Origin of the sequence: Calothrix rhizosoleniae SC01, from assembly GCF_900185595.1 — a bacterium.
Lineage (GTDB): Bacteria > Cyanobacteriota > Cyanobacteriia > Cyanobacteriales > Nostocaceae > Calothrix_A > Calothrix_A rhizosoleniae.
This window is the reverse complement of sequence record NZ_FYBH01000341.1, coordinates 1-13,496: the sequence shown is the minus strand read 5'-3', so window position 1 is coordinate 13,496 and position 13,496 is coordinate 1. Positions and strand designations below refer to the sequence as shown.

10 protein-coding genes and 1 other RNA gene are annotated in these 13,496 nt (G+C 40.8%); 5 read left to right on the top strand and 6 right to left on the bottom strand.

All coding sequences use genetic code 11. The features are described 5' to 3' along the window. Positions 1–61 precede the first annotated feature (61 nt). Positions 62–3,109 (bottom strand): caspase family protein, encoded by a 3,048-nt coding sequence (locus CALSC_RS20855; protein WP_088243188.1) that lies wholly within the window; start codon positions 3,107–3,109, stop codon positions 62–64. Positions 3,110–3,471: 362 nt separating this feature from the next. On the opposite strand from CALSC_RS20855, the gene CALSC_RS20850 reads away from it, so the two are divergent. Next, entirely contained in the window at positions 3,472–5,061 is a 1,590-nt protein-coding gene (locus CALSC_RS20850; protein ID WP_088243187.1) for a glycoside hydrolase family 57 protein, read from the top strand. A 184-nt stretch (positions 5,062–5,245) separates the two neighbouring features. Here the strand turns inward: CALSC_RS20850 and CALSC_RS20845 are convergent, their stop codons facing one another. The 3 genes from CALSC_RS20845 to petC all read right to left on the bottom strand — a co-directional run bounded on the left by CALSC_RS20845 (position 5,246) and on the right by petC (position 7,726). Further along, the gene (locus CALSC_RS20845) at positions 5,246–5,476 is read right to left on the bottom strand and encodes a photosystem II protein, Psb35-related (protein WP_088243210.1); all 231 of its coding nucleotides are present in this window, start codon (positions 5,474–5,476) and stop codon (positions 5,246–5,248) included. Positions 5,477–6,045: 569 nt separating this feature from the next. Next, the gene (gene petA / locus CALSC_RS20840) at positions 6,046–7,047 is read right to left on the bottom strand and encodes a cytochrome f (RefSeq protein ID WP_088243186.1); all 1,002 of its coding nucleotides are present in this window, start codon (positions 7,045–7,047) and stop codon (positions 6,046–6,048) included. 139 nt (positions 7,048–7,186) lie between these two features. Beyond that, a complete protein-coding gene (gene petC, locus CALSC_RS20835) occupies positions 7,187–7,726 on the bottom strand; it encodes a cytochrome b6-f complex iron-sulfur subunit (protein ID WP_088243185.1) in 540 nt (179 codons plus the stop codon). Between the two features lie 229 nt (positions 7,727–7,955). Between petC and CALSC_RS20830 the strand changes: the two genes are divergently transcribed. After that, positions 7,956–8,264: a DUF3067 family protein gene (locus tag CALSC_RS20830; protein ID WP_088243184.1), complete on the top strand. Its 309-nt coding sequence runs from the start codon at positions 7,956–7,958 to the stop codon at positions 8,262–8,264. A gap of 305 nt (positions 8,265–8,569) precedes the next feature. On the opposite strand, the gene CALSC_RS20825 is transcribed toward CALSC_RS20830, so the two are convergent. Together CALSC_RS20825 and CALSC_RS20820 are read right to left on the bottom strand one after the other, a co-directional pair. Then, the gene (locus CALSC_RS20825) at positions 8,570–8,917 is read right to left on the bottom strand and encodes a slr1957 family protein (protein WP_456151089.1); all 348 of its coding nucleotides are present in this window, start codon (positions 8,915–8,917) and stop codon (positions 8,570–8,572) included. Positions 8,918–9,866: 949 nt separating this feature from the next. After that, the gene (locus CALSC_RS20820) at positions 9,867–10,082 is read right to left on the bottom strand and encodes a hypothetical protein (protein WP_088243183.1); all 216 of its coding nucleotides are present in this window, start codon (positions 10,080–10,082) and stop codon (positions 9,867–9,869) included. Between the two features lie 494 nt (positions 10,083–10,576). Here CALSC_RS20820 and CALSC_RS20815 point away from each other — a divergent pair, with 494 nt between their 5' ends. From CALSC_RS20815 to CALSC_RS20805, 3 genes are all read left to right on the top strand, one after another. Then, positions 10,577–11,746 carry a 5-(carboxyamino)imidazole ribonucleotide synthase gene (locus CALSC_RS20815; protein ID WP_088243182.1) on the top strand — a complete coding sequence of 390 codons (1,170 nt, stop codon included), beginning with the start codon at positions 10,577–10,579 and terminating at the stop codon, positions 11,744–11,746. Between the two features lie 71 nt (positions 11,747–11,817). Continuing rightward, positions 11,818–12,006, top strand: a non-coding RNA gene (gene ssrS, locus CALSC_RS20810) — 6S RNA. A gap of 570 nt (positions 12,007–12,576) precedes the next feature. Then, on the top strand, positions 12,577–13,496 hold a 920-nt coding region (locus CALSC_RS20805), incomplete at its 3' end, for a M16 family metallopeptidase (RefSeq protein WP_088243181.1).

The following is a 13,496-nucleotide window of genomic DNA, read 5'->3' as shown; positions in this document are numbered from 1 at the left end:
AGCCCCCAAGGTGAGGGAATATGTTTAACGATCGCTTGGGCTTGAACTTCTGAGTCACAATCTAAGATACATCAACCTTTAGCCAATTATTCAATTGTAATAATATTGGCTCCACATTTCCCCATAAAGTCTGAGTTGAAGTCACGGTTTCGGTAACATTTTTTAATGTTTCAGCCACCCGTTTGAGATTAGAGGCTGCAAACTCTTTATCTGGTTCAGTAGCCTGTGCTTCTTCCTGTGCAGCTAACAAATACCTGAGTGACTTGTCTTTTGTTGCTGCTGGTAATTCCGAGGCTGAATTTACCAATTCCTCAATCTGTACTAACTTCTGAATAAATTCTTCCCATGTTAGCTCTGAATCCGGTTTTTTCAGCCACACAGGTTTGTATTCCTCAGGTAATGTTGGTGTCCTTAACTTAATTTCTAATTGAATACAATCGCAACCCAATTTGTAAGCAGATTCGATTGTCTTTCCAGAACCTAGTGCTTGATAAAAACCAACTGTAAAAGCGATCGCAGCATCACCTCGAAAATCCTCACCCATACTAATCACATAGTTGATATATTGTCCAAGGGCTTCAGTCTGTACTTGAGAATAGCAACCATTAAACAGTACACACTCTACCCCATTGGCAAACTGCTGAAATAAGTTTGCGATCGCTTCCCTACTTACTAGTTGTCCCTCATTATCCTGCAAAAGTAGTCCCTGACTCCCATTTCCTTGTCCGCAAAAATGAACAATCCTGGGCTGCACTTCTGACAAAATGTTTTGCACATCTTGGGTACTTACAACTTCTCTTTGTTCCAGTTGAAATTTATCGCTGCTGGCTGAACGCCATATTTTTCCAGCAATATCACTTGTTTTCGAGGATAGCTGGAAATTCCTTTGGGGATTGGCTATCAAAATGAGGATTTTCTCACGAGTTGAGGAGCTTGATTGGTTGGGTTTACCCTCAGTTGGTTCATCGCCCTTCACCCTAACTCTAACTTGCACTGTCGTCCACTCACGACTGGGAAAAGCCATTGGGTTAGCTTTGCGAGTGGGTGGCTGTTCCGCAGCAAACATCATCAATAATTTATCTAAAGCACCATCGCTTCTTGATACCCCTCTCGCTTCTGGTGGAAGAATCGGTTGGTCTAGGGGTGGTAATTCCAACCAACGGAAGTTAGCCATTCCAATGGTTGCAAAAACCTTGAAAATATCCTCTCCTTCATATTCTCCCTCAAGAAGGCTCATATTCATCGGGATGAATTCCTCTTGTCCGGGGTCGATAGCTGTGAACTGGCTAGTTTGGGGGGATATTTGTTCTATAGCCCAATCAGATCCCAAATCTAGGACTGCAACATTAATTATATCGGAATAGTTGTTGTGAATTTTCAGGAATAAGTGCTCCCCTGCTTTCATTTCTGGATCATTGAGGTCAGCAAATGGCTCTGGTTGAATTGCGTCTCCTGATGCATAATCTTTCTGTGTCCCCAGCAATTCGATGACTACTTTCCCCCTCAAAGGTGAACTACCATCATGGTTATCCAATTCCTGTATCCCTTGATACTTAGCCAAATGTACTAACCGCTTGACTACCGTTTCAGCTGCATTGTTGTCTCTCACCCTGATCACAGGTCGAAGGACAATAGGTGCACCGGTGCGATCGCATATTTCATAAATTACCTCGTCAATCCCTACACGATATGTTTCTGCATCTGTGATGGAAGTAATTTTTTTCACATCTATCTGATAATCAGCAGCTTCCTCTAGACCCACTAATTCCAGCCAACCGTTACCAGTTAATGCCACCTGCACAGCTTGCAAAGCTGCATTTCTTTCTAAGGGTAAATCCTGATCTTGTAGTAACTGTACTTTCTTCACCAACTTGACTGGTGCAGAGGTTAGTACAGCCTGGGCTCCTTGTTCAATTACTGATTCAGGTTGCAGCATTGTGGTTACGTCTGCCCAACAATTTGCTCCCTTTAACTCCGTAATTTCTACTAGAGCCAATCGTTCCTGAGTATTGCGAAAACTAGTTAAACCACGAGGATAAATCGCCAATTCTGCACCTTTACGCAGACCCTGTGCTTGTCCAGCATCCAACTCTACTTTAGTGATGTTTCCCTTCACCTTCACCTGCATGACATTAACTGCATATTCAGTGTGGACATATTGGTTACCAAATACTACGCGATCGCCTTCACCCATAAGCATGGGTGTTTGTTGGGGAAACAGAGTTTTGATTTTGGCACTAATGCGATCGTGTACCATTTTGTAGGTCATTCCCGGCATTGGTTGATTTAAAGTATCCAACAACCAATAAGTCAGGGCACCATTACGTTGTTTGCCATCAATAGTATATTCCCAAGCAGATTCCGAAGGTCTACAAGCAGCTAATAATACATATCCTTTGACTTCTGGTAGCATACTTGCAACAGCTGTTGCCTTACGAGTGATGACTGCATTTTTTACCTCTTTTGGTTTTAAAGACAACCAATTTGCAGCTAATTCTGACTGAGAAGCCACCAGGTTTGATAGTGGTCTGGGAATTTGATCAATGGTATCTAAACCGCGAATGTCTGCGTATTTTCCTCGCACTGTACCACCAGAATGACAGCAATCCAACACCAGGGTAACAACTAACCCCTTATCCACCATTCTTTTGAGCAGTGTTGCTAATTCCAAATCACGCAGATATTGTCCTTCACTAGTACCAATATCAACGGGAATAAGTCCTTCATCAATGTCATTTTCTCCCTTAATATGGGGATAATTCGTTTTAGCACGACCTCCATGACCTGAATATTGGATATATACTAAGTCCCCTGGTGCTGCGGTTTCTGTAAGTTTATGGAACTGGGTGACAATATTCTTGTAAGTGGGTAACTGTGATTCTGCTTCCGTGGGCTTCGGTACTTCACCAGGTTGCAGTGTATCTGGATTTGGATTAGAAGCGGTTAATTTAAAAATCTTTGTGGGTTTTTGGGGTTGACGCAGGAGAAATTCTTCTACATAGTTAATATCACTTACACTCCCTGCCAATGACAAGAGATGGGGTGGATAGCAATCAATACCAATCAGTAAACCATATAACTTGGGATGGGAATTTATTTGTTTAGCCATTATCTGACAAAAATAAGGTCTAATTGGTAATAGTCTATCTTCCTACCGTCTTCCCATCTCCCAAGTCTAGCCTCAACCGAAATGTTAAAAACTTATACCAATTTGGAAAATGATTGCCACAGATGGAAAGAAATAAAAGCTTATGTAGTAACTCTTTCACAATCCAAAATTTAAAATCTAAAATCTAAAATGGTATTACCCTTGTGAGCCTCCATTCCTAAGGGATTGGTTACTTTTTGAAATCAAAGTCCCGAAATATGTTGATTCACATCCCGCTACTATTCCCAGAAAGTCTTAAAATATTGTTAATTTCTGGCTAACCCCCAAATTTCAATTTAATACGGTACTATCTCGGAATTACTATGGCTATAGGCTACCTTGCGCTTGTACTCCACGCACATCTACCCTTTGTTCGTCACCCAGAAAGTGACTATGTGTTGGAGGAAGAATGGCTTTATGAAGCAATTACAGAAACTTATATACCTTTACTACAGGTATTTGAGGGGTTAAAACGAGACGGAATTGACTTTAAAATTACCATGAGCATGACACCACCCCTAGTGTCCATGCTGCGCGATCCTCTGCTGCAAGAACGGTACAGTGAACATTTATCAAAACTGGAAGAACTTACAGAATTAGAAATTGAACATCATGCTCAAAATGGTCATCTCAAATACTTAGCAGAACATTACGCTTCCGAATTTAATACCACCAGAAAAATGTGGGAGCGTTATCAAGGGGACTTGGTTACAGCTTTTAAGAGATTCCAAGACTCGAATAACCTAGAAATTATTACCTGCGGCGCAACCCACGGCTACTTACCACTGATGAAGATGTATCCCCAAGCTGTGTGGGCACAAATTCAGGTAGCCTGTGAACACTACGAGCAAACTTTTGGGATACCACCAAGGGGAATTTGGCTACCAGAATGTGCTTATTATGAAGAATTGGAGAGAATGCTAGCCGATGCAGGTTTGCGCTATTTCCTCACCGACGGACATGGTATTCTTTATGCCCGTCCTCGTCCCCGATTTGGCACCTATGCCCCTATATTTACGGAAACAGGGGTAGCAGCTTTCGGGAGGGATCATGAATCTTCTCAGCAGGTATGGTCATCGGAAGTGGGTTATCCTGGTGCTGCTGAATATCGGGAATTTTATAAAGACTTGGGTTGGGAAGCTGAATACGAATACATTAAGCCCTACATTATGCCTAATGGCCAGCGTAAAAATACGGGGATTAAGTATCATAAAATTACTGGTCGTGGTTTAGGTTTAGCTGACAAAGCTCTGTATGACCCCTATTGGGCAAAGGAAAAATCTGCGGAGCACGCTGCCAACTTTATGTATAATCGGGAACGTCAAGTTGAGCATCTCCATCATGTAATGCAGCGTCCACCAATTATTGTGTCGCCCTATGATGCGGAATTATTTGGACATTGGTGGTATGAAGGACCTTGGTTTATTGATTATCTGTTCCGCAAGTCTTGGTATGACCAAGGTACATACGATATGACCCATTTAGCGGATTATTTACGTGGTAATACCAGTCAGCAAGTCTGTCGTCCTTCTCAATCTAGTTGGGGTTACAAGGGTTTTCATGAGTATTGGTTAAATGAGACGAATACATGGGTTTACCCCCATCTCCATAAAGCGGCAGAACGAATGATTGAAATATCTCAACGGGAAGCCGCAGATGATTTGGAATTGAAGGCTCTCAACCAAGCAGCCAGGGAATTACTTTTAGCACAATCTTCTGACTGGGCTTTTATTATGCGTACTGGAACTATGGTTCCCTATGCAGTTAGACGCACGCGATCGCACTTAATGCGGTTTAATAAACTGTATGAAGATATTAAAATTGGCAAAATTGATAGTGGTTGGTTAGAAAAGGTCGAATACATAGATAATATCTTCCCTCAAGTCAATTATCGCGTTTATCGTCCCCTGTAAAAGAGGCAGGATAGCAGGGGGAAGGGGAGCAGGGGGATGTTGTGGAGATTGTGATCCTTGTGACCCTTCAATCCACGGTAGGAAAGACGAGATATTCCCCATGCTTCTTGTTCACAAAATATCCATGAAAAAACCCCCAGCAAATAGCCGGGGGCTAAAAACCTGTCCTTTTTCCAAATTTTGCTTAGTTGGATATACCATTGCTAGCATAAGCACCTATTCTATATCCAGGTTCGCGATCGCCATAACTTGTTTCTCTTCCTGTAATGGACTTCGCTAATTTATCAAAGGAGTCAGAACCCCAGTTACGTTCGTGGATGGGCTTCCTTTGTTCACCCAAGAAGTAAGCCTGAGTACCAATTAGCGCCGCAGTAACCCAACCTATAACGAATAGTGCAATCAAGATACCAAACATAAGTATTAATTCCTTTTCTTTAACTTTTATTGCTTTATGTAAATTAATATAACAAGTATTTCTAATTTGAGCGTGGTGTGCTAACCGGTAATGGTGGTAGAGTATGCCGAACCTTTGAGGCAGAAGGCAGGGAGCAGGGGAGAAACCCCATACATGAATGTAGAGAGCAGCGCGCAGAAAGGGGGTCTCCCCCATGAGCGACTGCATCAAGAAAGGAGTTATTGAGAAAGAGTGCTTATGCATCGCGGCACAATTATTTCTAATTTTTCCATAAATAAATTTGGGGGCTTGTATCCTTTTCTTTTTCGGTCAGGAGAAAATATACCTCATTCACCTGCAGGCTGCTTATACCAATTCAAATAATGTTGGCGACACATACATTTTTCGTAAGGGCACGGCACCTGTAAGGTAATTTTATATGCCAAAAGATTGTGGATGTTCCCTACCCATCTGTCCCATTCTTTTTTTTTAATGGTATTACTTATTACTTGCACCTAGCCCTATATCTACAAAAAAAGACAGGCTATTGAGCCCGCCTTTGTGTGAATCAATTCAATTCCAACTCAGATTTAGAAGTTCATTTCCGCAGCTTGAACCTTCTCAACCTGTTTCTTTTTGAGTACAAGCATAGTTTGTGCCAACATTGTCAAACAAATAAAGGCGACTAATCCTGCAACTCTACCAGAACTTTGGAGGACAATTTCTGTATCCTTTTGACCAAAACCACCAACATTGGGATTATTGGTTAAAGCTTCTCCAGAAGCAACTACTTGTCCTTCAGATACAATCAGTTCCAAACCTACGGGAATTTCCTCGCTAACAGTTTCCCCAGATTCGGTTTGAATGCTAACTGTATATTTCACATTACCATCGCTATCTGCTTCCTTGGCAATCTGGCTAATTGTTCCAGCAGCAGGGGCGTTATAAGTGTTGTTGTTGCTCTTTTCACCGGTGGGATAAATCTGTCCTCGTCCCCGATTACCACCTGCATAAACTCCATACTTACCAAAATGGATGTTTTTATCAGTTGCTGGGTTAGGAGAAAGAACGGGGAAGACAATTTCTTGATACTCATCCCCAGGTAAAGGACCAACAAGGATGACGTTTTCTGTATCGTCTGTATAGTTTTGGAAGTAAACGTCTCCAATTTCTTCTTTCATTTCCTCAGGAATCCGCTCCTCAGGAGCTATCTTGAAACCTTCGGGTAACATTAGTACTGCACCAACATTTAAGCCGACTTTAGAACCGTCAGCACCTACTTGCTTGACGCTCGTGTCGTAGGGAACTTTCACCACCGCTTTGAAAACAGTATCCGGTAGCACAGACTGGGGAACTTCCACGTCTGTAACCTTTTGGGCTAGGTGACAGTTAGCGCAAACAATTCTTCCTGTAGGTTCACGGGGGGTTTCCGGATAGGTCGCCTGTGCCCAGAAGGGATAAGCCGCAGCAGATTGGGGTAGAGTCAAATCGCTAGTGAAGAAAAAAGTCAAAGTAGCGATCGCAACAAGCAAAATTTTGGTTATTGCTCTGGAAATACGAGTTAAACTCGTTGTGGTACAAGGATTTCTCATCTCTGTAAGGACAAGGGTTCTCTGAATAATTAGTCAATAGTTAATACTTGATGGTCAATAGCCAGGGGACTAGTGACTCAGCACATTTTTAGGAATTTTCCTAGAGCATATATACAGCTATCTCTGGTGAGATACTGAATTATGCCCACCAGGGTTCTTCACCAGTGCGGAAGTCTGTTTCAGTCCAAGGAGTGATGACCATTTTGTCGTCTTCTACCTTGACATGACTCAGAGCCAAAGAGCGAGGTGCAGGACCACGAACAACTTTACCCGTTGCAGCGTATTGGGAACCGTGACAAGGACACTTGAATTTGTTCTCCGCAGCATTCCAAGGCACAACACAACCCAAGTGGGTACAAATGGCATTAATACCGTAATCGCTAATTGCTTCTTTGTTTTCTACCACAATGTAGGTAGGATCGCCCTTGAGTCCCTGAACGAGAACGCGAGCCCCGGTATTATGGCTATCCAAAAAGTTAGCAACGCTGACATCATTGCCTAGTTCGTCTTTGGCTGTGGCTCCACCACCAGCACCACCACTAGCAGGTGGCAGAAAATATTTAGTAAAGGGATACAGTACTCCCAGAGCAACTCCAGTAACTGTTCCAAAAGTCAGAAGATTCATAAACTGACGTCGCCCCATATCGGGCACGTCCATTGATTCAGAATATTGAGCCATAATCTACGGGTTCTTTGTACATTTGGTTTACGAGTTTGACCTGAGCCTCATAATTTGAGAAACTCTTTTCTGGTTCGAGATGCTATGACCCATAATTATGCCAGTATTATCTTTTTCTAGATATTGCCAGCATCTTTTTTGATAGCATTACATTTCTTTATATTCCTATCATACTTGAATGACCGGACTTAACTTTATAACTAAATGTAAAATATAGTTGAGATAACCTATGACAGGAAGAGAATTACAGCAACTATTGTGTGATAAATGGGGACATTCTTATGATGTCCAGCTACGCCGTACCCAGGGAAAGATATTTTTACAGGTGATGTGGAAATACCTAGAGCAGGCTTCTTTTCCTTTAAGTGAAGCGGAGTATCAAGAACACCTGGATACTGTTACCAATTATTTACATGCAATGGGTGGTGTGGATAAAGTACAAACTTTTATCCAAGAAACTAGGGAGCGTCCCCGTTTGGGTAAAGCTGTCAGTATTCCCTTAGATTTGGGCGATAGGGCTTCCGAATGGTTGGTATGAATCCTACTGTTCAACCACAGGTAAACATGGAAGTCTTGCCAATTTTTAGTATATCAATTCCAGCCTCAAATTCTCTTCTTTTCAATGTTACAAATTAATTATATTCATTGACTTGAATACTTGTAATGTGGTATTAGAAATTGCCTATTTAAAATAATAAAAAATTAAAAGAAAAAATATAGCTAAAGATAAGGGCACGGCATCTACAAACTTGATCATTTTGTAGAACTAGCTTGCTAGCGCCGTACCTCTTATAGGAAGATGGATTGTTTTTTGTTGCTTTCTTCACCTTGCCAGTTTGATACCTAGGCATCTTCGACTTCCAACTGTGCCATCGTGACTGCGCTAAAGGCAAAGGCAAAGACCAAAGGCATGGGACATTTCATCAGAAAACTGGAAGCGATCGCAAAAACTGTACCTACCACTGCTACCGTTAACCGAATTTTCTCTTCACCTGTAAAACCTTTTTCTAGCTTAATCAATCTTAATACTTGTGTGGGAATTGGCTCGGGCATTACTGCTCCTGGAGGGAAAGCCCAATAGTTGTTGTAACGCTCCATAAATAGATCTGTCCAGCCATTGTCCTCACACCATTCTTCAATCCATGTATCGCAGTAATGCTTGATTTTGAGGGGCAGAATTTTACTTACCATGTTCTGTATATTTGTGAAGTGATTCGTCATAAATATTGAGAATAGTTGCAATTACTTGAATAATTACTTAAGTTGAACTTGTGAATATTGAATAAATTAAAAGTTTGAATTAGGCGACATATATATAGTGAGGTGGATAAAACTCTTTCCTTGATTAACAGGCTAACAGCATGAATTTGGTTTTTCTGCCAAAAGAAAACAAACTTTACTTGCAGATGGATAATATTAAATATTGTTAATTAATGAGTAAGTAATCACTACAAAATATTTAGAAATAATATCAGCTTTAAACTTTAGGCTATAGATATAGCGCTACGCCCTAGGGAATAGGGAATAGGGAATAGGGAACAGCTAGTTATCAAAGAGTTTTAGAATTTATAAATGTCCTAACCTAATTTTGTAGTGTTATAAAGGTTTATGAATACAGCATCTTTACCCTTAATAACCTTGTCCACAAATTTGAAAATTATTAATTTTATTTCTGTTCCCTGCTCCCCTGGCTCTTTGTGAACAAAAAATAGACTGGATACAAGCCCCCGGATTTATCGATGGGATAACTGATAACTGAAGTGACACATACATTTTTTGTAAGGGCACGGCACCAGTAAGATAATTTTATATACCAAAAGATTGTGGATGTTCTCTACCCATCTGTCCCATTCTTTTTTCAAAGCCAATATACAAAATAAAAACCCTCCTATTTCCTACTGGGAGGATTTTTTCATTAGTTTCCAATTAATCCGATTTAACTCAATCGGTAGGGCTGAGCGTGCGTATCTTTCTAGCCTTCACGAAAGTTTCCAATTAATCCGATTTAACCCAATCGGTAGTGCACTTTATGAGCCAGAGAAGGGAATTGGCACAACTTGTTTCCAACTAATCCAATTTAACCCAATCGGTAGGGTCTGCATGGCCACTGCGTTATGCTACTAGCCTGCAAGGTTTCCAACTAATCCGATTTAACCCAATCGGTAGGGAGTTCGTTCAGGAGGCTTTGCCCAGTAAGGGTTTCAGCGCCTAAATCGACGCATCTCCAAAAAACATGATAAATGTTCTCAGAAATCACGTCAAACACACCCCTCAAATTCTTACCCCGCAAGCAATCGACACATCTCAAGGAAAGAATAGGCATTTGGGCGATTTTGCGAGATGTGTCGATGGTCATGTTACCAAATCCTCCTTAAATTTCTACAACCTATATTGCATAATGCTTTGGCGGTGCAGATGCTTCTTTGCTACCAATGTGGATAACTTCTTTCGTCTGTGGATAACTTCTTTCGTCTCTTATCTTCAGAAATATCATATACAACCAAGACTCACATATAAAAGTCGTATGAATTAATACTTCATGAATCTATAAGCGTTTTAACTAAGAAACACAAGGATAGATATTTAGCAATCGCAAAAATCTTTCCCTCTCCTGATGCCTCCTTCCTCCTTCAACCAGTGGTTGTTTCACAATCCAAAATGTTATTAAGTAAGTCGGCACAATAAAACCAAACTATGTGAAGAAAAGTAAATAAGCCTAAAATCCTTGTTCCCCCTGCTCCCTGCTCCCTGCCCCCTGCCTTATCCAAACGATAATTTTTTACGCCGATCTACTTACCCTAATGTTTCTGGTAAGATATTATTCCCTATTGTGACTAGGGTGGGTGCATAATGAAGCGTGTTGGTGTAATTGGTGGTGGACAACTTGCTTGGATGATGGGGAGTGCTGCAAAGAAATTGGGTTTGGAGTTAATAGTACAGACACCCAATCAAGCAGATCCTGCCGTAAGTATCGCTAATGATACTATTCTTGCCGCCGTTGATGATGCGATCGCTACAGAAAAATTAGCAAAAAAATGTGATGTCATCACCTTTGAAAATGAATTTGTTGATTTAGAAAAATTATCCCTCTTAGCACAACAAGGGGTTTGTTTCCATCCCCACCTACCAGCCTTAGAACTTTTATTAGATAAATATGATCAACGTTGCTATTTACAAAAATTAGGTTTACCTACACCCCAATTTTTTGCTTTAGAAGAAGAATTAGCTCACATTGGCTCTGTTAAAGATTTATCTAATTCTGTTTCCTGTCAGAAACTAGGTTTCCCATTAGTGATCAAAGTTCGCCGTCATGGATATGATGGTCAGGGAACTTTTATTGTTAAAAATATTGATGATTTACAATCAAAAGTAACTTTTTCCCAGATTCAACCTCATTTGTTTTTAGTTGAGGAATTTGTTCCCTTTCAGAAAGAATTAGCAGTAATTGCAGCCCGTTCTGTCAACGGGGATATTGTTACCTATCCAGTGGTAGAAACCCAACAAAAACAACAAGTTTGTCGGCGAGTCATTGCACCAGCTGATATCACCCCTACAGTATCAGCCGAAATTAATCATATAGCTGCTACTCTTCTCCATCAACTTGGTTATGTTGGAGTTTTAGGCATTGAATTATTCCTCACGAGGGATGACAAAGTATTAGTGAATGAAATCGCCCCTCGCACTCACAACTCCGGACATTTTTCCTTAGATGCTTGTAAAACTTCTCAATTTGAACAGCAGCTACGGGCAGTGTGTCGTTTACCTTTGGGCAATTCTCAATTAACTTATCCATGTGCTATTATGGTAAACTTATTAGGCTACGAAAAATCTCAGGATCAACATATTCACAAACGTAAAGAAATCCAAAAGATTGCCCAAACCCACCTTTATTGGTATGGTAAAAGTGAATCTAGAGTCGGTCGGAAGATGGCTCATGTAACAGCTTTATTAGACATTTGCGATCGCCACAAAGCAATGGGGATAGCTGATCAAATAGAAACAATTTGGTACCCAAGCTAAGATTCAAAAATCAATCAAAATAAATTAGCTGGGATATACACAACATTATTTTTAAGAGCTATAATAAGGAAGTTCTACTACGACGTTGGTGACTGCCATACTAAGTTTTTTGATCTTGTCTTTAAGAATAAGGGAACCTATTAATTATTATTCGTGGCAGTAAACCGGGCATGTACCCGGAAACTTTAAACGAACGATGTCGGTGCCCACCTGGTTTAACCAGGTCATAAACTTAGGTAAAACGGCGTTGCGGTAAACTAAAATTATTAGCTCCTAGAGTCTTGATGACTAGGGAGCTTTTAATTTATATTCCTTCACTAGCTGGAAAATAGGGAGGGAAGGAGTGAGGGAGGGAAGGAGTGAAAGAGTGAAGGAAGTATTTTTATCCTTGGTTGTGGGATTTTTTCGTGGGGGACTAGCTTGAAAGTAGGGGTTATACCATTTTGAAAAAAGAATGGGACAGATGGGTAGGGGCACGGCATCGGTAAGATACTTTTATACATGTAAAGATTGTGGATGCCGTGCCCTTACGAAGAATTTATATATTGCAAACATTATTTGAATTGGTATTATAGCAATCCGATTTGATTCCTGAATCACTCGTAGAGATAGGGAACGGGGAACAGGGAACAGAAAGTGTACTGAGATTTTTAAGCGCAAGCGCAGGCTACGCCAACAAAAATCAAATAGTAATCCTATATGCATAAAAACTAATAAAAAACTGTATCAACTGATGCTAATTTTCGTATTTGTAAAAGTTAGGATTATTACAGTAATGTTGGACTGTGCCCAATCTTTAGATAAAATTGATCAAAACACCACTTGACACTGTGTTTCCCGCCTCTGTCTCCCAGCTAGATAATGGTTTAACCTTCATTCATCAAGAAATTCCCCATACTCCCGTAGTTGCAGCTGATGTATGGGTGAGTGCAGGTGTCACAAGAGAGCCAGAATCATGGTGTGGGATGGCGCACTTTTTAGAACACATGATTTTTAAAGGCACAGTCAATCTTGCTCCTGGAGTATTTGACAGAGAAGTTGAAAACCGGGGTGGTGTGACTAATGCCGCAACTAGTTATGATTATGCTCATTATTCCTTAACTACAGCTAGGGATTATTTGCCAGAAACCCTACCCCAGTTAGGGGAATTATTACTAAATGCAGCAATTCCTCAGTCAGAATTTGTCAGAGAACGGGATGTAGTGTTAGAAGAAATCCTTCAATCCTATGATGATCCTGATTGGGTCGGATTTCAATCACTGTTGCAAAGTGTATACCAAAATCATCCTTATGGGCGTTCTATATTGGGTACGCGAGAAGAATTAATGCAGCATTCTCCAGAAGCTATGCGTAGTTTTCATCACACTCACTACCAGCCAGAAAATATGACAGTAGTATTGGTGGGGGGAGTAGGAAAAGAAACTGGTTGGGAATTAGTTAATCGCACTTTCGCTAATTTTTGTGAGCCTGACAATTGTCCACCATCAGTTGAAATTACTCAGTCGGAAATAGTTGGGGTTCAGCGTCAGGAATTATACTTACCAAGGCTAGAACATTCACGGTTAATGATGGCATGGATAGGGCCGGGAGTAGATGAGTTACCCAGTGCCCACGGTTTAGATTTATTGTCAGTATTGTTAGGGGAAGGACGGACTTCGCGTTTAGTCAATGATTTGCGAGAGGAGCGTCAGTTAGTCCAGGGAATTGGTAGTAGTTTTTCCCTGCAAAGAGAATCGAGTTTATTTACAAT